This window comes from Pseudobacteriovorax antillogorgiicola (genome assembly GCF_900177345.1).
Classification (GTDB): Bacteria; Bdellovibrionota_B; Oligoflexia; order Oligoflexales; family Oligoflexaceae; genus Pseudobacteriovorax; species Pseudobacteriovorax antillogorgiicola.
Window position 1 is genome coordinate 185,825 of sequence record NZ_FWZT01000012.1, and the last position, 21,421, is coordinate 207,245.

General features: G+C 41.6%; 12 protein-coding genes. All 12 read right to left on the reverse strand.

Going from position 1 to position 21,421, the window contains the following annotated elements:
- Window positions 1–185: 185 nt before the first annotated feature.
- The 12 genes from B9N89_RS16715 to B9N89_RS16775 all read right to left on the reverse strand — a co-directional run bounded on the left by B9N89_RS16715 (window position 186) and on the right by B9N89_RS16775 (window position 21,421).
- The gene (locus B9N89_RS16715) at window positions 186–581 is read right to left on the reverse strand and encodes a hypothetical protein (RefSeq protein WP_132320593.1); all 396 of its coding nucleotides are present in this window, start codon (window positions 579–581) and stop codon (window positions 186–188) included.
- Between the two features lie 301 nt (window positions 582–882).
- Complete coding sequence (locus B9N89_RS16720; RefSeq protein ID WP_143478206.1) at window positions 883–1,293, reverse strand: DUF6896 domain-containing protein; 411 nt, start codon at window positions 1,291–1,293, stop codon at window positions 883–885.
- A 1-nt stretch (window position 1,294) separates the two neighbouring features.
- Window positions 1,295–1,519 carry a ParB N-terminal domain-containing protein gene (locus B9N89_RS16725; protein WP_132320597.1) on the reverse strand — a complete coding sequence of 75 codons (225 nt, stop codon included), beginning with the start codon at window positions 1,517–1,519 and terminating at the stop codon, window positions 1,295–1,297.
- A 706-nt stretch (window positions 1,520–2,225) separates the two neighbouring features.
- Complete coding sequence (locus tag B9N89_RS16730; protein ID WP_132320599.1) at window positions 2,226–2,612, reverse strand: hypothetical protein; 387 nt, start codon at window positions 2,610–2,612, stop codon at window positions 2,226–2,228.
- 25 nt (window positions 2,613–2,637) lie between these two features.
- Window positions 2,638–8,898 carry a toxin TcdB middle/N-terminal domain-containing protein gene (locus B9N89_RS16735; RefSeq protein ID WP_159455432.1) on the reverse strand — a complete coding sequence of 2,087 codons (6,261 nt, stop codon included), beginning with the start codon at window positions 8,896–8,898 and terminating at the stop codon, window positions 2,638–2,640.
- A gap of 21 nt (window positions 8,899–8,919) precedes the next feature.
- Window positions 8,920–10,113 carry a hypothetical protein gene (locus B9N89_RS16740; RefSeq protein ID WP_132320603.1) on the reverse strand — a complete coding sequence of 398 codons (1,194 nt, stop codon included), beginning with the start codon at window positions 10,111–10,113 and terminating at the stop codon, window positions 8,920–8,922.
- The gene (locus B9N89_RS16745) at window positions 10,110–10,448 is read right to left on the reverse strand and encodes a hypothetical protein (protein WP_132320605.1); all 339 of its coding nucleotides are present in this window, start codon (window positions 10,446–10,448) and stop codon (window positions 10,110–10,112) included. The genes B9N89_RS16740 and B9N89_RS16745 overlap by 4 nt, the downstream gene beginning before the upstream one ends.
- Window positions 10,445–14,173 carry a coiled-coil domain-containing protein gene (locus B9N89_RS16750; RefSeq protein ID WP_132320607.1) on the reverse strand — a complete coding sequence of 1,243 codons (3,729 nt, stop codon included), beginning with the start codon at window positions 14,171–14,173 and terminating at the stop codon, window positions 10,445–10,447. The genes B9N89_RS16745 and B9N89_RS16750 overlap by 4 nt, the downstream gene beginning before the upstream one ends.
- A complete protein-coding gene (locus B9N89_RS16755; RefSeq protein ID WP_132320609.1) occupies window positions 14,173–15,279 on the reverse strand; it encodes a hypothetical protein in 1,107 nt (368 codons plus the stop codon). The genes B9N89_RS16750 and B9N89_RS16755 overlap by 1 nt, the downstream gene beginning before the upstream one ends.
- On the reverse strand, window positions 15,272–16,351 hold the full coding sequence (locus tag B9N89_RS16760; RefSeq protein ID WP_132320611.1) for a hypothetical protein: 1,080 nt from the start codon (window positions 16,349–16,351) through the stop codon (window positions 15,272–15,274). The genes B9N89_RS16755 and B9N89_RS16760 overlap by 8 nt, the downstream gene beginning before the upstream one ends.
- Window positions 16,351–18,474, reverse strand: coding sequence for an EB domain-containing protein (locus B9N89_RS16765; protein ID WP_132320613.1), 2,124 nt, complete (start codon window positions 18,472–18,474; stop codon window positions 16,351–16,353). The genes B9N89_RS16760 and B9N89_RS16765 overlap by 1 nt, the downstream gene beginning before the upstream one ends.
- Before the next feature lie 688 nt (window positions 18,475–19,162).
- Complete coding sequence (locus B9N89_RS16775; RefSeq protein ID WP_132320617.1) at window positions 19,163–21,421, reverse strand: leucine-rich repeat domain-containing protein; 2,259 nt, start codon at window positions 21,419–21,421, stop codon at window positions 19,163–19,165.

The following is a 21,421-nucleotide window of genomic DNA, read 5'->3' on the forward strand; positions in this document are numbered from 1 at the left end:
TTGCCAGCATTACATCGACCACTAACTTTAGCCCCTACTGCGACCCTGCCTGTAGCTGGATCATGGGCACCCACTACAGTCGTATATTTAGATTGCTGGGTTTTTGACAGTTTAGAAATCTCATCAAGTTTTGCATCTCGAAGTGCTTCAGCTCTATTGAGTCCGCTATTTGCGCCAACTTAGCATCAATAGTTGACTATTGATTGAATAAAGTGCTCAACCTGTTCTTCCTGAATTTCAAAAGGTGAAAAAAGATCTCGTACGAACTGTATTTTTTCACCTTTATTCAAAGACTTAAACTGGCGATCTTTCTGAGCATACTTTTCCGCGATTGCCCACTCTCTTCTTTTAGGTGAAATCATAAGCCAATTGATCCATCTTTCTCGTGCAGATTCACCTTTCATTTGGGTATCGTACTCTACTAGTGCTTCTACAACTCGCTTTGTTATTTTCGACGCTAGTGGGCTTGCACTTATGTCCAAATCATTAGGATCTTCATTGAACTTAGCTTCCATAAGCATTCGATGAAGTGACAAAAGCTCGTAGTAATTTTCTATTTCGAACAAGGGTTTAGAAGTCATTTTCAAAAATCTCCATTTTACCATGCCTACCGTTTCTTAAAGCTCCTTGATGGATTAGCTCATTTGGTTGGGTACCTGGGATTAAGTTGATATCGTCTTTAAGATCAAACTCGATTCGATGAGTACCTTTCGTACCCCCACGCCCCATAAAAAGCTCGAAGTTTGCATCTTTTGCAGGGATTTGATCAGTTGTTACAAAAACTCTACCTTTTGAGTCAGATTTGATAACACCTGATTTGGCGATAGCATCTGCACTTTTCTTGTCTGTATAGTGGAATACTTTGTTATTTGCGCCATCTTTTTAGTCGCAAACGCGATAAAGCTCGTCAGTCCAGCAATCTTGGTCCCTTTTTATGTATCCAGCCACTTTTAACTGGGTTAACAGTAAACTTATTTCTTCTTGGTTATTTAGTTCAGAAAACTCTTCATAGTTTCGCGCGAAGCAGATAAGCCTCCAGGCGTCAAAGTAGCCAAAGGCCCCTTCGTTTCCAAACTCAATGTCCGCGTCAAAATCGCCTTCCTCAAGACTAACTCCCATACCATGGAAGGCGTACTCGAAGTTCCCAATTTTTCCAGTTTGAGGGAGCTTTTTTTGCCGCCAGTCTAGCAGTGGGTTTGTCGAGTCTGTTTTCATTTTGAACAACGCTTGAATCATAGCCATAAATTCGAGGTAGCGCGATATAAGCAATTTTAGTTTATCTATTTTACACATACTATAACCTCAGCCTATTTGGTCCAGCCTCCGACGCGGCTTGAATCACATCGTCGATTGATTTGTATCCGAAACTTGATAAACCAGATTCAGGAACCTTGTTGTAAGGAACGTTGACACCAGCTCTTCGTGCTGCTGCAGCCCTATGGTGTCCATCAAGAATGTACTTAGCCCCTTTATGTTCGATAACGCTTATTGGACTGCCTTGCCATCCGTTGGCTTTCATCGACTGAATTAGGTTTTTGACATTCTTGCTAGACTTATTCCCACTAATCGAGTGTGTTTTAATTAAATCAGCTGGCTTCGATACAAGGTTCTTTGCGCCTTCTAACCGCTATGTTTCCCAAACTTTTCGCCCACTAGCCTACTAGCATGATACAGAATAGCCCATCCGATTCCTGGAACACACCCCCAATCGACAAGCAGTGGCACCCACCACAAGCTAGCAACGGTATCCACGGGTGCAACTATTGCTGCGATTGATATGCATCCGCCACCTAGCAATGGGATCCAGGATCCAACCTTGTACCCCCTAATCATTTGAACAACACAGAAACTATTTAAAGCGACTACATAACCACCAAGTAGCGATAGAAAAATCGTCAAGATCCAGTAAACCACCTCCATTAATTCCCTCCAGACTGAGGATAGTAACGGCGCTGGCCAAAAATCCCCTTGATTCTACCATCTGGGCCCCATCCCTTTGGCCACTGTACAGAGGATTTAGGCACCAAAAACGTCTCTGCTTTTCTATAAGGCGTGAACTGATTGCCAGTTTTGAGGAGCTTACCTGATGGATCCCACTTGAAGGATCGAAGATAGTTGAAGGGTGTTTTACCTCCTTTGACTACCCAATCGCCTGATTCAAGACCTGGCCTTCCCCACCTAGTAACTTTGATTAACTGACTTGAGTTCTTTGCGCCAACTAATCCTTAATCGTCCGAATAAGGAGCTAAGGCTTTCATAGCAAAAGACTTCAATCCTTGAGAGTCATAGTCTTCGAATTGTCCAACTTCAGGCTCGAAATAATACAGGTCGTTTAAAATAGCTTCTGCACAAGTTTTACGGGCCAGATTTTCACCATCATTAGCTATGCTTACGATTATCTCTAGTGCGGCAAGGATCGCTGGATAATAGGTGCCTCGATGATTATTCCCTATTGCATTAATAACTTTATCACCTACTTCATTTGCATGTTCTGGTCTCGTAAGCATAATTAAAGATTTAAGTGCTTCAGGTACTTTATCTGATTGATAGCACTTTGGTCCTGAAAACTTTGACCAATCTGTTTTTTCTACTTGTTCCACTAAACGGCTCATTTTCCTGATACTCCTCCCATGATTATTAGTTACTCCAAGCACCACCAGAGTCAAACTTTACGTCTTTTGGAAATTGGCCTCTGCTATATTTTGATTGGCAATTGACACATACGGGAATCTCTCTCAATTCTAACTCCCTTGTTGTCTTGTTTCTCCGCCAACCGACTGCTTTCGTCATATTTGCATCGGAACCAAGTTGCCGGGCAATACTATCTTCTGCACAACCAGTCGGATTACTGGAGCAACCAGAAACTACTTTTCCGTCTTTGTAGCCACCTGAATATGTCGCATGCTTGCGCTTAAGTTGATGAGCAGTAGCATCGCGGGCTTGTTCTGCAGCCTTTGCGCCAGCTATAGCATCTAGGGTACCTGTAGATTGGCTATTTCGACCAACTCTCCTTAATAGGTCCTTCCCTGCTCTGACTGTTGCTTGACCAGCGTCGACGACCTCATCGCTGTACCTCATGACATTTATAAATGTTGAAGCACCCCCTGGCAAGCCTGGTACTAAGGTTGAAACTCCATCGTAAAGCATCCCGGCAGCATCAACTGTTGCCCAGCCATAGTTACCAATGGCCAAGTTTCGACTCAGGGACACAGCGCCTAAACCAAAATTGTACCCGTCCCAGGGAGTTTCCGCCACTAGTCCTGTGCTATCCTTAAAGCTCATAGGGTTATTCTTACCATAAGAGTAAAGATTGCATTCTATAGGGCTCTTTAAACATTGCTCCGGGTTCTCTAAAAACAAAGGATCAGGAGAGATAAAGCGTCCAATTGACTGATCGTAATACCTTTCGCCAGCATAGTATATGTTTGACTCTTCGTCTTTATAATGACCCGTGAATCGATATGATGTTTTCCTAGGCTTAGCTTCGAAAGCTAAAGAATCAAGGAATGTCTTCCACCTACCCGAAGGCTCTAGCTCCGTTCCATAGGGGCTATAGACAATTTGTTCGCGCATCTCACCAAGATCTGAAAGGACGATATTTGATCCTTGCAAATGATCTCTAAGAGACCAGAACGTTTTGCTTCCCGAAGGCCTATGCTCAACTTTAACGACCCTATCTTTTTCGAAAAACACACTGGAATAGCCTACAATTTCATCTTCTCTATGTTCTTCATGGTAATTTTCAGATGGGAAATAAGTTTCTGTTCTTTGCCCTAAGTTATCGGTGGTTGATTTCCAAACCCTTCGTCCCGTGTGATCATAGGCGAATTCTGAGTCTCCACCACCAGCAGTAGTAATTCTAGTCAGTTTATTATCATAACCCCAAGTCGCAGCAGAAATAGATGGCGACTTCTGCAATCGTCCAAACTCATCAAATAGATAGGGTTTGTCCAAGGTTCCACTAGGCTGATAAGGAGCTTTCCCGCTGAGCATAGGATTTCTTGAGAATAGTGGGTTCGACTTAAAATTACCCACCTCATCATAGACAAACGTCTCCACAATATCGCTATGAGATGCCTGCCATGTAACTAACTGACCGGCATCATCATAAGTGTATCGGGCTCCCGAGTTTTGATGTAATGAATTCTTAACCTCATCAACGACTCCCACAATATGACTCAAGCCGTCAAGCTGGTAGCTCAGTTTTTGGAGAATCCCGCCCTTATCTGTTGCTGACGTAATGTTAGTCAAAGAAAGAGTTTCGGGGTCATACTGATAGTCAATGGTTAAGCCTATAGTGTCTTGCCTAACAGAATCCAATTGACCCTTTTCATTGTAAAAGATCTCATCGGCATATCCTGGGATGCCCCTAAGATACTGATCGTCTTGATAATCATATTCTCTTACAAAACCAATTGAGTCGACTATTTTGATTGGCCTATCAAGCATATCGTAGGTGTGCGACTCTACAAAAGTCCGCTCACTAATTTCATTGATATCACAGCGGAGGTTTCCAGATTGATCCCAAGCATAGAACCTCTTAATGGGAACTTGATAGCCAAATACCTCGACTTCCGAAAGTTTACCAATAGGGTACTGCGCAACTCCATGAAGGCATTCCTTCACGTTATCACTTACCTCAATTTTTCGATCGTATTGATAAGAGAATGCCAGCTTCTCATTGACAAACCTCTGCTTGACTCTATTAAGTTTATCGAAAGTAAAACGATTATGTTCCAGCACTTGGCTGCCCTGGTGGTTAGTAATAAGCTTTTGCTCAATTCGACCAAGATCATCGTATATATAATTAAGGATACCAACGGAAGGGGACACGATTTTCGCTTTCTCACTTAACCCATTCCAATCAATACTGATCTCATTATTTAATGGGTCCTTAACCGATATCAACCGTCCTAAGCCATCATAATCGTAGCTATAGGTATTCTTGTTACCGTTTGTAAAGGCTAAAACCTTTTGGGAAGGGCCTGACAAAACATACTCAAATTTCTCTTGCCATACCCCGTCAAAGCTAAAATATCCGGTTTTAAACTCTTTTTGATAACCTTCCCACTTGTATTCGTGAGTTTTACCATTAGGGTATACCTTCTTCAGCAGTCGTCCCAGGTGGTCGTAACTAAGAGAGATCATCTTCTCATTGGCAGGAAGGTCGAGATACCCTAGCTTGAATAGTTCACCTATATTTTCCTTTAAAAAAAACGGAAAAAACTGTGATTTTATCTTTCCCTTCGCATCTGGGATCAGAAACTCGTTTACCCTTGCCCCTTTAACTAGGGTTCCATCAGACTTAGCTTCAGCCTGAGCAAGCTTGGCTCTTACAATACCATATTGATCTGAGAAGTTCAGATACTGGAAGGTACCACTGTTTGAGGGCAAACTATGGCTCATTAAAACACGATCCCAGGACTGAAAATCTCCCCATTTGTATCTAAATTCGACCTTAAGTCCTGACAGGGCATTGAATTTCGATACGACCCGACCCAAGGAGTCATACTCAAAGTAGGTAGCAACTTTGTTGGCGTTGGTAAGCTTAAGGAGACGACCATTTCCTTCGCAGCTGAGACCAAAGAGCGTCATCTCCTCGGCTACCTGATCACAGTCATAAATCGCTTCTTGCGATTGCTTTAAGGGGTTGACAACCGTTTTTAGAAAAGTGCCATCCAACCAAGTATAAGTGTATTTGTTTGAACCGTGTGACTCTGTTAGAGGATTGCCATACTCATCGTAGGTGAAGCTTGTAGTCTTATAGGAAGCATCCCGAATCCATTGCTTTTCATTATCGAGTAAGCCGTTGGGGAAGTATTCATATTTCTTCTCCAAGACCTTTCTATCATCTAGGTAGCTTGCATCGTTCTCGATGAGAAGGTAGTTATGATCGTCATAGAAACTATCATCGTACTCTATTATCTGCTCAAGAGAGCGAGCATCTTGGGGCTTGCTATGTGTATCGAGAAATACTCTCTTGTATGAAGTTCTAGCACCATACTGGTCGCAGTCCAGAGTTTCTTGAATCCCTCCAAAAACAACTTGATCTCCCTTTAAGTAATCATCCCCTCTAAAGTGTCTAGTAACCTTCTTTTTAAGGCAAACGACGTGGCTTTGTTGATAGGACTTGAGGTTGAACTCGAAATCCGTCTGAACAGAGTCACCTGGTTTACCCGATACCAAAGATTGCTCACGGCTATGTTGAATTAGACTCACTTCGGGCAGAGTATGTATCTCTAGCTTTTTTGTAATCAGTTCTTTGAGGTAGGTATTCTCTTCTAAAGCCAGCTCAACAGTGCTCTTGGGTTGCCCAGAGAAAGCATAGCCGCCATCATTAGCACTGCCATCATAGTATGTTTTTTTAACTAAGTTGCTATCTTCAAGAGATCTTCCAATCGTCACAACGTCGACATTTTTAAACCCGATAAACTCTCGCCTAGAATAATCATAATGGCCGTCGTGATAGTAAAACTCAGACACCTTAGTCTTCGTATGAGGGACCTGAGTGACGACCCTCTTAACCAGACTGATGGCTCTAGGCAGCGCCCTAGTATTAGAATACTTCTGCTTAACGTCACGAAGGTACTCAGCAGTGGAGCTAGTATAGGCGATACTTGTTCGAAGACCATTATCGTGACTTACTCGCGTCAAAAGACCAGACTTTACTAGCTCCTTTCCTGAACTCTTTCGATTAAAATCGATCATATAGATTCTATCAGAGTATGAAAATAAGATCTCTTCCATACCATCGCCATCTATATCCAAAACCCTTGAAAACTCGGGCTCAGTTGGCAAAAGATTGGGCCTCGGAGCATCCTCTTTTTGAACCAAGATCAAATCAAACACGGATCTCATCCTGCCATTGCTACGGTTAAGAAGTATACGTAGCTCACCCCGGTTTCTGCTATTTACATTCACCAGGTCTTTAAGTCCATCGCCATTGGCATCGACAAACCAGCTATCTGATAGTTCTCTTAGAGAAATGTTTCTATCGAATGTAGTAAGATTTCCTCCCCCATATTCTGCTGGTTTTGTTCCAGCCAAAGCAGCAAATAGCGGCTTATCAGTTGCTTGAAAGAGGTTCCCTTGATTAAAATAGGTACGAAATCCCGACCTTTCTAAGAAGACTAGATCAACTAGACCATCAGCATTCATATCACGAAGCCTAAAATACTCCGATTCATCATCAAAGGTATTCGGACCTAGCTTTTCTGTTTGATGCGAAGGTATCTCTCTCTGAAACTCGCGAAACTCTTTCCCTTCATGATTAACTAGAACCTTAAAACTGTATCTTCGCCCAATCTTAACTATAGTGATAATGTCGGACAGCCCATCACCATCAATATCCACAAAGCGAGAATACTTCCCTTTAAAGTCAGAGGGACGCCAGCTTTTGGGTAACACCATTTTATTGCTAGTAGAAAAGAACTCTGAAGTCTTGCTTTTTTGTCCGCCGTACCAGGTAAGATAGTAATTCGAATCGGAGTCTTTTCTGAGGCTTATCTCAATGATATCAGAAACTCTATCGCCATCCATATCATTTAGGCGAAAAAACCAAGTATCTAACCTTCCAGTGGTGAGTATGTTAGACTTTTCTTCTAATAGCTCCTCTCTCTCCTGACTCCCATCCACCCCGTGACGCCCGCTGTTGATACTATAAAGTAGTTTTCTTCCAGACCTTAAAATATCTGGGAGGCTATCTTGATTGAGGTCGATAAGAATATTATCGCGATCGAATGCCGAGTTGAATCCATTTACCGGAAAAATAAGCTGTCTCTCACTCTCATCGCCATAACTCATCCAGCTACTGTAGGTAAAGTGCTTCTCTGGATGGCGCTCTTCAACTCGTATGTAGTCCTCTTCGGAGGCAAACTCATAGATATCTTTAAGGCGGACAGAAGTGTTGATATCCTTGTCTTCCACTCTATGGGCGCGAAGCAAAGACTCTCCCACAGTTGAACCGGTTGCTTTACAATCTGGAGCAACAAGAGTCCCTTGAAGATGAGGGCCGTCATAGTTAAAACAATACTTTTTCCAAATCTGCTCATCGTAATAGATGCTTACGCTACTAGCTAGAGCCGCTTTATAGGTTGGAAAACCTTGGGAGTATGCGATGAGCGTATCGGGACGAGCGTCCGTGAAGTAGTTAAATTGGACTTTTGACTTACCGTATAGGATCTGATCAACTACCAATTGACCATGAATCTTCTTATAACGGTATTCTATAGTATTTCCCTGCTTATCTAGGTAGAAACGAGGCAGCCAAGACGATACTTTATTGCTAACTATATCTTCATGACATGGTTTCATTCGATCTTCAATATCTTGAACTATCGCACAGGGATCTGTAGGGTAATACACCTTGACCCCATCAGCTTTCTTGACAAGCCATCCCTTCTCAAAGCTCCGACTATTAATACTAAAGCCGCGGCTGTGGTATTCTACTGAGATGAATTCAGAGCTTCTTTCAAGCCTAAATGTACTAATACCTTCATCTTCACTCTCAAAGACTAAACTTTCACCCAGTTTGAAGGGGATCTTCGCATCTTTTACATGTTTAAAGTCATAGTCCGGAATACCTAGCCCAGTATCCCTTCGTATACTAGACACACTAAAACTCCACCCAATCCCTAAGGTATCAATCCCATTTCTAGAATGATAGTTTAAGCCCAACTCAGGTGAAAAGTTTGCTGGCCCCGGAGGAAGGTCGAAGGACACCCTATAAGACATTGCTCCGGTAAACTCAGAAGGGCGGGGACTTTCACCGGAGGATTGAACCGTGCCACCGGAATTAGGGCGATTGAAATTTCCATAACGGCTTGGTGATTTATCTTCAGCCCAACCATTAGTTGAAAGGCTCAGTGTTAATGCGAGTATATATCGTAAATTGATCATTTTTCTCTCGATCATAGATGGCTAGATATTAATTTTCTGGCAACTTATTATTCTGTCTGCAGCAGCGGAATCAGAGGTCTTGGTTTTTGACCAATAGGAACTCAATTGAGGAAAGTCAGCTGCAATTGATTCACAAAATTGATCGACTGTTAGATCGGTTGTAATCTTGCCGGTACAAACTAAGTTTGAGCCGACTCCACCATAGTCATAGTCACAAATATCTTCAGTTGGAGCAATTTCCTCAAGAACTTGAAACAAGCCCCAGTTAGTACAATAGTAAGATCGGCAAAGACCAGCTGCTTTCTTTTTCACTTCACGGACATCTAATTGAGATTGTAAGTTCTGGATTGTTGTTTTTTTAGATTCTATGCTGCTGATCGTGGAATCGATAGAATCGCTTGACTTATTAATCAACTCTGTGGTTGCAGTATCAATACTAGAGCTAGCCAGCAATGTCATCGCATCAACCAGGAGCAACGCTTGTCTATTGAACTCAAGATAGCGATTAAACTCTTCGGTAACCTTTTTCTCGGCACTATTATATTGCTGTTGGATAGTATGAAGATCACTAGATAAACGTTTTTGCTCTACGCTAAGCTTTGAAATAATAGACTTAGCGTCGGAAAGGAAATTTTCGCTAATCTTCTGCTTTTCAAAAAAAGCAGAATAAAACGGGCTAGCACTGCTGTTGAAGTAGAACTTTAATCTTGTATCGATAGCATCAGAAACGACAGCGGACGGCTCTCGTTTATCTTCTAGATTGCAAAGACTATCATAATCTTTTCCAAGGAACACACCACACTGTTTGTATTGTTTTTTTATAGTAGCCAGATCTTCTTCAGCCTTAAACCGACTAAAGTCTACATTTGCATAGTCTGCAGAAAGTAGAAAATCATAGCTCTTTTTGCGATAGCTGCACAATTCAGCCTTAACACGACTTTCATTTCCCCCTACAAGGGCTAGACCTCTGCCACAGTTAATAAGACCCAATAAAAAACTACTGGTATCTTTAATCTGATTTCCAACCGCCTCTTCATTTTCAGTTCGAATTAGCTGATTTTCAGCAAGGTCATAGTCTTCCGCGATGAAGCATGAGATCCCTGTCTTCAACCTTGTTTCTATGCTTGTATTCTTCTCTGGATCACAACCTTCAGCGATTGAAGCTTCAGACTGTATCCCAAGAACAATTGCTATCAATGAGATAAGCCACTTCATTGATCACCTCTCGACTTGAGTTTGATATTCTCTTTACACACTTTTCCCTTTCCCGAAAGGACTTCAGTGCAATCTCTGCGACATTTATAGTCAACATTCACATCATCGCCTACTCTCCGCCTGATGTAGTTACCAACATTAAGGCAAGATTCTAGGGAGTCAAAGGAACCAATTTTAGCAGGTTTTTCGAGCAATTCCTTCAAGTTGGTATGAGTTATAAATACTCCATGCCATAACTTCTTATCTTGATAGTCATGATATCCTTGGCTCATAGCAGATCCTAGTAGTGCACCCAGCAATAGAGCTGCCAACTTGCTTTTCAATATCTTATTCATTGATTCTGTTCTCCTATAAACCAGATATGAACACCTAGTCCTTCAATTTGAGACTCCTCACCTTTACACGGTGTAGGAATTCTTCTAGGAGGCAAAGATCCTTCAGGGTCAACGTAGAACGGATAGTGGAGCTTCCATAAACCGTTGACGGCCCTACCGGCCAATGGAAACCTGACAGCGTCACTCCGTTCCCCTAAAGATCCTGGATTGGTCATATAAACCCCACCTATAGTTCTCGCGATGCGATCTATCTCTCTAACTTGATCAAAATCAGAGTCTAGACTTCTAGAAAAGAACATCGAATATGGCAGATCGTAGCTCTCGGTAAAAAAGTATTCATAGCGATATACTCCTGAGACGAAGCGATCGTTATGATTCATCCCCATGTGCGTAAGTGTAACTGGAATCTGTCCGATAAGATCACATCTCCTGTCGAATATGAATCTCACATCGATAATCCTCTTATGGTGGTATGAGTTGAATGAGGGTGAGTTGATCTGATAGGGATTGTTTTGAAGAATCACGTCACCAAAGCTAAAGTATGTTTCCCCATTGGCTGCTAGATCTTCGAAGACAGGTGAACCTGTTAGGTCAATATAAACATGTTGCGCAAAAGTCTCTGTTTTTTCTCCCCTAACAGCATCATCGATATTTTCCTTCATCTCGTGAAGAGCAGTTGATGATGTCAAGTAGGTTGCTTGAAGCACCTCTGGACGCGGCATTGATAGACTGACTTTCTTAGTATATTCGGCCAAAGCGATATTACTCTCATAAAGCAGCTGACGCCTTTCTTCAACCAAGTCGGCAAGATTCGGCAACATATCACGGACTATCTTTTGATTACGAGAAAACCTCTGGACTGGACTATCCTGCTGATCTTTTTCTAGACTACTCGTGAGGGAATCAACGATCTCCTTACTGGTTTTGTCAATCTGAAACTGAAGAGCATTGATACTCGAATTCAGATCATCGATTTGCTGCCACCTAGTGTCATTTGTCGAGGAGCTCAGCTTGCTTAAGCTCTTTAATCGATTAAAGTAGTCCTCTTTATTATCAAATAGACTCTTTAACTCATCAACATAGTTGGTGGTATTCGATCTTATTAGAATATAGTTCTTGCTGCGAAGACTAGAGATAGCTTTGCTAATCTTCTCACTTTCATCAGTTAAAAACTCAATGTCAGATTGTAAGTCTAAAAGATTTTCCTTCATCTTCGTAACAGAGATCAGAATGTTCTTTTCGTTTAAGAGAGTATTATTTAGCTTATCAAGCTCAATGTTAAGCCTTTCAATTTCGCTTTTCTTATTGGCTATAGACTCTTCCTTAACTTTGATCGCACTCAAAATTTTAGAGAGTTGATTTCTCTCATAGCTCTCATCTTGACTTCTCTGTAGGAGCCGATATTCCAAAGCATGAAGTTGTTCTTGAGCATTTGACAATGTAGATTCGAGATTAAGAATATCTCTTTCGCAGGTATAAGTTGCTAATTGGGATCTTCCTCGTTCTATTCCAAGTTTTCTAGACTGAGTATCTTCTAAGTCTCCAAGTTCGGCCAGCTTAACAGTTGTTCTGAGAGAGGCGATACTTTTTGCTAGATTCGCTGCTGTTAGACTGTTTTCTAGCCGTTCTAATGATGTCTCAAAGGCCTTGAGATTGTTGACATACTCCAATTGACGTTCACCGAATTGAAGGGCTGATTCAGCCATGTATGATAAGTGACCCCACATGACTTCCGACTCATCTGCGAAAACCTTGTTCTCTCTAATCGTACCAGTAATCGTCCCGCCATAGGCTCCCAAATCGATTAGATTGACTTCACTTATCATACCACCAGCTATAGCTTTCGATTTAGAGACTAGGGCTTCTATTCTTGATCTCAAAAGAGCCGCTTCGTAGGTATTCCTAATATCCTTCATATTGCTATTCTGTACTTTAAAATATGCAATCTGATTCTTTAGTTGGTCAACTTGACTCTTCGCATTGGAGGCATCAATTCGAGCAAGTTCCAATTCATTTTCGTACATCAATTTGAGAGTTTGGTTCTTTTCAATGATGTCTTCTAAAGTCTTATTGTTATCGTCGTCAATCAGAGCTTTAATCTCGTTTTGAAGACTACAGATATCATCTTGCTTGACTCCAATCTTCTCCAATATATCTATACGATTTTCGATTATGTCTTTTTGTTTTTCTATTTCCGTGAGAGCGGTTTCCATAGTAAAACTAATTCGATCACTATAGAACTTCCGATCTACTTCAAGTTGATTTTTTTCGGCTTCAAGAATTTTTAGTTCATTTTTCCTTTCTCCGAGTATACCTGTAGAATCAAGGTTATTAGGGTCACCTCTCATCTGTGCCAACTCTAATTCTAAGTTCCTAATAACCTGATTCTTTAGACGATCTTCTTCAGCTTGCAACCTAACAATCTCGTTTGTCAGGTGGTAGTCCGCTGAGGCTCTGTCTATTTTATAGCGAATGGATTGTCTTTCATCTAAGGCCGAAGAGAGCATCTCTGAGTTCAATTGAATGGACTCTTCACGCTTGATACGATCTTCTTGGATTTGGGTTTCAAGTTGTAAAGAGGTTAGCTGTAACTCGTAGTTAACCTGAGTTTCAGCATTACGATTTTTCCAATCAAAACCCTCTATCTGTGTCCTAATGGATGATGCTTGGCTAGACATCTGAGCGATTTTGGCATTCATTGCAGCTAAGGTCTGAGATTTGATCGCAATTTGTTCATCATCAACCCATCGCTTTTCATTTTGCTCCATGTTTGCAACCGAGATACCAGAGTTCTCTAGTTCCTTGACTCGGTTCGCTATTCTATCTTCTATATTTCGCGTTCTAGAAATCTTATCATTGAGTTCACTTTTCAACTCGAACAATGTTTTAGAAGACACGCTAAATGGGTTAATAGAGGGGAAGTAATAGCCCTTATTGATGGCCTCCATACGAGTTTCTACTTTCTCTAAGAGACTATTAGCCTTGCCTGCTAATTCAGGCATCTGATTTCCTGGAATATCTGTCATAGCATCTATGATGCTTTTCATCGCCATGGTATAGCGAATACCAGCGCTCCGAAACTTACTGTCAATCCCATCCGAGCTGGCCGTAGAAATCATATACTGGTTAAGAGGAGCCTTGACAGTTTGATGGAAATGGTCACCTTCGTAGATTAATATCTTCGCCCTCGCCAGCTTGAGTTTGACCAGTCGACTCATAAAGTCGAAAAAATTATTGTTGTCAAATTCACAAGGTAGAACACTAGTCACACACGAAGGAGTTGAAACCTCATCGGTGCGAGCCCTTGAAGACTCTCCATCACCGCCAGACTCTAATCCGTGCATCAGATTCTTGATACCCATGCTAGCTAATGTCTGACCTCGAACACTTAACTCTTCTATACCTTTGGAGGGACCTGGAGTCAGATCGTTAATGCTTAGCAAAAATCCATAGTAATCAACCAGACCAACATAGCAGCTACTATCACATGAGTTTGATATGTTTGTTAAGAAAGATTTCCAACGTTGACCTTCATCGGCCTGGTTATCGCTACATAAGTTATAGAGCTTGTCATGGTAGGAATTTAGAGACAAAAAATCAAAACGCGATGCTGCCAATTCCATACTAACAAGAATTTTGTCTACATTCTTCTTTAGACAGTACTTCTTCTCCCCAAAAAGGGGGAGAGAGGATAATATTAGTAAAGGTAGTAAAATTCTCTTCATCAGTTGCTTTCCTCATTTATCTTTTTAACATAGTCATTGAGGCCCTTCTGAAGTAAGTCCGTGCTATCTATAAATTCGCTCGAAGAGGTTCGCTGTTTTGAACTAATGCAACTTTCCAACGATCTCTTTAGGTTCGCTTGATGAGGAAGTTCACAGCCAAGCAATTTGAAAAGAGCCGCGACTGAATCCTTAGCCGCCGCTACCTTAGTTTCCAAGGAATCCAAATTTTCAGAGGTAGGACGTTCGCACTCGAGCGTTTTATCCGCAATCTTACATTTGGAGGCGATAAGATGTGCCTTAAGTTTTCCTACTTTGTCGTCGTTTCCTTCCGACCCTTCTTTTAGACTTTCAGCGGAGGAATCGAGCCCTAGACTATCATTTTCAACGGCCTTAAAGTTTATCGCAGTACTTTGGACTCTATCAACTAGGCCGAGAGATCCATTTTCACCATAAAGAGATGCCATTAGTGAAGTGAAATCAGCTGTCTTCATAGTTTCGTAGTAGTTACTGATCTCTTGCTTTGAGTTTCGGAGAATGGCAGCAGTCTTCGAAGATTGATCCAAGATCTTATCTTCAAGCTGAGAGTCGACAATAGATTCTATACTACCACTGCTATCAGCTGCCGATCGTTTTTCGGAGCATTTCTTTGCCCAAGCTGAAAGACTCTCTTCCAAATTCTCCGGCCATTTCACCTTTGTACCAGCTATTGTGATATCTTCTAAATCTAGAGTTAAATCTGACTGATACCTGGGCAGGATTAACTCGATCTTTTCAACCATCTTGCATCGTACGGATTCGTCTGTGACGTTTTTTGCCAAGGTGAATAAAGAGATAATAAGATGTTTACTTGCCAAACGCTTCTTCTTGATCTCTCGATTCAATTTACTTATATCTGAGTCATCTAGTACTTTCATCCGACTCTGAACATCATTAATATACAGGTTGAGTTCCAATATATTTTCCCAGAGCAACTGCTTACTTGTCTGAACATTGTAATCTGATGGAAGAGATGTAAGGAGTCCGGTCTCACTCTGCTCAGCCCAAACTACATTCGTGCTTGCAAATAAGCTGAGTATGAAAATAGTAGTATTGATTCTTCTATTCACCTTGGATCTCCTTGCAAAAGTACATGTCAGCATAGGCATCACAAATGTGATTCATCTCAGGGTATTGCCTGTAAGAACTATTTAGCTCCTCTGAAGATCGTTTTAACTCAATCTCCGCTCTACTAATAGAACTGGCTTCACTATTTAGGTCGGCCTGAAAGGATCTAAACGCAAATCCCTCAAAATAGGAAGAAAATTCAGCTATATCCTTCTCATCAGCTGAAGCTTTACGACCTCTAATTGCATTGTTCTCGCGAGCTTCTTTAAATGCCTTGGTTTGAGAAGAAAGGGCCCTAGCATCAGGAAATTCGTCAAAGAATTTCTCTCTAAGGTTATTTTTAGCACGTAGCTTGTTGAGTCGAATGGTTCCCTTTCGGCCAGCGAACTCCCAAACTAAGTCAGTCGTATTTCCAATTGGCTCAGAAGTTGATATCTCCCCATCCACCATACGACCTTCCACCTTTGCTTTTTCAAGCTTAGAAACGATATCACCAGTACTTTTCATTAGATCATTAATTTGGACGTAAACAGATCCAAAAGCCTTACGTCTCTTGCGATTATCAATCAGATAGAGCTTAATCTTTTCCTCTAAGACTTGGTTAACCTTGAAATCGACACTATTCTGATCAAAAACTTTGGAGTCGCAGCCACTTTTAGCAATAATCCCTTGAAAGATAGATGATCGAAACATCCACTCTGCTATTTGATCTTCGTCTGCCTTATCTTCAAGACTAGAGCTAGCCAACCTAAGGAACCGATTAATGGAAATCAAACCTTGCTCACCATAGGAGCAACGATGTTCCGGTTTGGAACGAATAAAGGTTCCAAACCAAGCAGCGCTCTTATAAAAAACTCTAGAAAGAACTGCTTCAGAAACTACTTCAGGGAGATTCCCTTCGTTAATAACAATGTTATCTAGAATTTCGTCATAACTACCTTTTTGCAACAACTGCTCACACTCTAGGTAAGCTCCTTTACTAGTCAGTCCCGCTGTCGTGCAACTCTTAATTTCAACGCTCAAAGCATGTGTTGAAAAGAGGCCCAAAAGGCCTCCAATGAGGATAGCTCTCATTAGAACCTCTCGCGATCGAAAGTTCTAATTTTAAAGTCGTTGACTGAACTGGGGTCTTGCCGTTTGAAGTCTTCTAAGTCGAAGTCTGAAGACCTCAGATCTCTGATTGTACGGATTTTTTCAAAATCAAGTTCTTCTTTTGGCTTAATCTTATTCCAGAGATTGGGCCTCCGCTCGAGTTCCTTTGGAAGTTGGCCAGGGTCAATGTGAACGTTCTCCATACATCTGGTACCGGTCCATAAGCCCCCTCTTATGGAACAGAGCCTCGCTTCGTCAGTTATTCGAACCGGATCTCTCGGAGCACAATGCGTGAAGGGTCCATCGACGCATCCTGTTTGTACACATCTATCACCAATAAGGCTAAAACCTGATGGACAATAGCATTTTCCGGCAAAAACTGTAGCATTAGCCGGACATTCTATGTCAACGCACCTATTTCCGACTAACTCCTGATTTGAATCGCACAGAATTCTTTCGCATCTTGAACCAATACGCTCAAAGCCAGTTGGACAACGTTCTGGAACACATCTACCAGCTGAGTTTCTATAGTACCCATCTCGACAGTCCAAAGGCACACACCTGTTAGATGTCGGGTCCAGAGTCTCGCCAAAGCCGCAGGTAGGGGCTTTCTTCACACATTTATCACCTTCTAGCTCATAGTCAGAATCACATATAGTCTCTTTTTCAATTTTTACTTCATTAGTGCATCTTGTAATAATTTCTCCACCAGTAATATCTTCCTTGGTTAATTTTCCTTTTCTAAGACCATTGGTGCAAAGAACAAGCTCACAAGCCCCTCCATTTCGCTCATATCGATTGTTACAGGCTATTTTTCCTGTTGTTTTAGCAACGGGTCGTAGTTGATTTGAAGTACCGTCCTCACACTTATACTCAACTCTTCCGTTAGCGATGGCATTGCTATCCCACCAAGTTGCGTTCAACTCATACGTATCCAAACACTTATACATATCTCCACACTTCTCTGCCAAAGCTTCTGAAATAGCGTCTCTCGGGCACTTCTTATAGTGTATTTCATCCCAGTCAGCTTTGACTGAAACTAGATCAAGGCCTTTTAAAGGTGTAAGGTCGGTAATTTCATTTCTTGAAATATCAAGGACCATAAGTAAATCAAGACCGTTGATTCCTTGGATTGTCTTTATCTTGTTGTCGCGAACATCTAATTTTTCTAGATACTCAAGCTGGAAAATCGAGTCTAGGCTTTCCACACGATTTGATGGCAATTCGAGACCTTCAGCAAACTCGAAAAACTTGAATGGAGCAAGATTTGACACATTTGACTTTTGTTTGATGACTACACTAGGGCAGTATTCTAGCTCATAACCGCCAGCTTCTTCAGTCTTGCAATGATGATCATCTTCGTAGGAGTCGCTTATTTCCTGGTAGCTTAGCCTTTCCCCTTCCTTTCCACGAATAGCGTTTCTAATTGCACGACAAGTTATTTTTAGTGAACGCTCAGTTGCACCGTTACAGACGGTTGCTAGAGTTTCCGGTCCTTCAACGATCTTCACTTTGTTGGCGCCATCTACTTCGCTTTTACAATCAAGTTCGACTGTCTTGACGAACGAGCCTAGACTAACACTTTCTGCTGAGTCAAAGTTATATCCTAAAGCATTAATAGGACCGAGGCAGGAGGGGACAAAGTAATTTCTGTCCTGAGCAATAACGTATGTTTCTGTGCTAGAGTCAGCGTATAGCTTCGAGCTTGCCTCTTTTTCGCATTTTAATACGCTGTAGTTGTTAGTGATAAATTCAACTCGTTGATCCTTGTCAGTTTCTTTTAGTTTTTCAACAAAATCCTTCGCAGTCTGAAAATTAGGATGTGCCTCAGCTTCAGCACTTGCTGACAGTTCCTTCGAGTCTATTTCAACCGCAATAGGTTCTAGCCCGAAGCCACTCACAAGAGTGTCTAGCTTATCTTCAGAAGCACAGTCGAAATAGATAATCTTATCTTTATTAACCATGAAGTTATAGGGAACTTTTTTAAGTCCACGCCCGTAAACTTTAGTATGGTAGTAGGTTGGACTGTCTTCAGTAGCAAAAGCATGTTGAGTGCTACTAGAAATCACAGCCATCGCGAAAAGCTTTGATATTAGGTTATTCATGTATTTAATTATCCTTATCTAAAACGACATAGCGTGGTCATGACTAAACACTTGAAAGTGTGATTTATTGCAGAAAAATTTTGTTCAGAATGTATTCATAGACTTAGAGAAAGAAGGGACCACTGAAATGGAGAATATGACCGATCTTTGCTGGGTCAGAAAATACACTATAAGCCTCAAAAAACAACAATAGTATATGTTGAAGCTAGGTCCTTTTAATATGCTTCGTTTGACCCTAGCTAGCGAGAGCCCAGGAAAGTCACGCCCCATTAGAGGTGTGTAGAAAAGCCGTTGCTGTTTTCACTTGCATACGATGCCTTCAAAACCGACCGAACAACTACCTGGTAAGAGGCTTCCAATCAAATCTCTGTTGGTTCTAAGAATGAGTTAGCCCGGTTCTACCCAGCTAGCGAATAAAGTCTTTACGATCGGAGACATCACCATTGAATTTTTTGATAGCCATCGATAGCTTGCTTACTATCGAGTCTTGCAATCATAAAAACTGCCCGATCGAAAATAATAGAGGCATAGGGAGAGTTAGGAATTATAAGACACTGAAGAGCTACAAGACGAGGGTTTTCAACATTGAGAATGTAGTTCTTCGCAGCTGAAAAACCACCCCTCGTTCTTAGGTAGAAGAAAAGACGCTCTTCTTGGTCCCGTAGTCTAACATGTCTGAATCTCGAAGCTATAGGAGACAATTGCCCTCATTTTTTGCCAACTTCAGAAAGGCTACTCCGCAAAGCTTCGGATTATCAATCAAGTCGTTTGGCCCATCGAGTGGTAGAGCATTAGCTATAGCATCAATACTCGTTAGCTCTGAGTTATTCGATATCGAGACCCTCTCGATATAACTAAGACTTTCTAGGCCTTCAAAAGATTTTAGAATGGGATTACTGGAAATATCGAGCAGCTTTACCTTAGTAAAATTGCTAACCTGAAAGTCTTCTAAAAGATTACTCGACGCAATCTTAAGATGACCGACCTCTGCTAGAGCATCTAAACCGCGCAGACTCGTCATCTTCCTGTTTCTAAGCAAGAAAAGTTGCTTGACTTTGCCGAGCGAGCTTAGTCCACGTAGATCTTCAAGTTCCAAGTTAGTATCAATTACAAGTTTTGATACCTCTTTAAGAGCCTCGAGACCCAAAAGTCTCGTAATCTTATAGTTATGTTTTAAAGAAAACTCCCCTACCCTCGCAAGTTTACTTAAGCCGAATAGCCCTTGCAGAACCTCGTTACCCGAAATTTCGAGGCCCTCTACGTCCAATAGTGAAGGGAAAGAGATTCCCTCTAAAGCCAGATTATAGGAGATAGATGCTTCACCTTTTACTCGATTTAACTTTTGAAGCCCATCCAACTCAACTAATCTATTGTTTTGAATAATCCTTAAACCTTCTAATACTTCAATACGGGCAAGGCTTGACAAATTATGGAGAGAAGGATTGTACTCTATGTTCACAGAGTCCACTCGTTCAATCTTCAAAAGGCCGTCAAGAGAAGTCATATTCTCATTGTTGAAGACTGAAAGTGAGCCAAGGCTTTGTAGAGACGTGAGGCCTTTCATTGAGGTAAGTTGAAGGTTATCCATCACAAAAAGGTCTTTTGATATGGTAACGATGTTATCGAGGCCGGTAAGGTCTCGTAGCTCTGGATTCCCGATGACAACAACCTCACCAAGGACTTGCCTTATTCGGTTCAAGGAAGATATATCAGCAAGCACTGGATTGGCAATGAGACTAATATCAAGATCGACCTTCTCGATATTATCGAGACCCTTTAGTGAAGTAAGGCCTAAGTTATCACTGATATCGATCGATCCAACGTGAAGGATACTCTCTAGAAATGTCAAATCTGAAATGGTTTCCGTTAAGTTTATCTTTAACGCACCGGATATTTCAAAGATAGTTGAAAACCTTAGTCGATCAATACTTGCAAGAAAGTCATCATCAATCCTCAAGTCTTCCACTATAGAAGTACAAATTCTTGAAGCAATCTCACTCTGAAGGCATTGATTTTTAATCAAGATCTCATCTGACTGCCAATCGCTCACATTTCCCGATAGGTCGTTCGATCTATAAGTTAATAGAAAGCTCCCTTCAGTGAGCTTGATTGATTCACTTTCAGCCCCGAAGACTTGCCTCTGGTCGCCCGAACAATCTCTACTTTCAATGCTATCGAAAAGACAAAATTCAATCGTCAAATCGTTTATTGGATCTGATGCCGAGACAAAACCTAACCGGTAACCGCTTGCAACTAAGTATGGCTCTTTTGAGCCAAATCGAATTCTCTCGTAATCCAATGTAAAGTCAGCTTGCACTTTTGGCTTGCTACTATCGACTTTAAAGGAGTAGTTGAGATCCATTTGGTTTCCTGCTCTATCTGTTCCGCTGACAAGAAGCTTATAATCTCCATCTTCCTTAGGACTACTGAGTGTGTATGGCCCTCGCTCTATAAGAGTGAGCGAGACATCCTCTGACGCAATGCAGCTCTGATCATCAGAGGCTTTCTGAAAGCAGTATTCGAGTAGCACAGCCTCGCTTGTCACAACGGAGATAAAATTCCCTGGTGCTAAAGCAGCAACTTGATTTCCAATTTCAAGAACCGGGACAGTCGAGTCCTTAACAGCTTGTCTACTCTCAGTGGTTATATACTCCTTCGACTTAGGGAGCATTATATACGCATAGTCGTCTGCCACCAAGCATCCTTTAGGGCTGCTAATTGCCGAAAGTCTCTTGCCACTACGACCAAAGACTATGAATTCTGAATGATTAAGATCTATAGGCTTGTTCATACTATCAAAGAGCCTGTGAGGAAGCTGATCTTGACCGGCGGTGTTTACACTCCCACACTCAGCGATCAGTTCATCATAGTCATTGCTCAGCTTTTGGCAGCCGATGAGTAAGATCGAGCTAGCCAAAAGAATGGCGCTGTAAAGCTCTGACTTCAT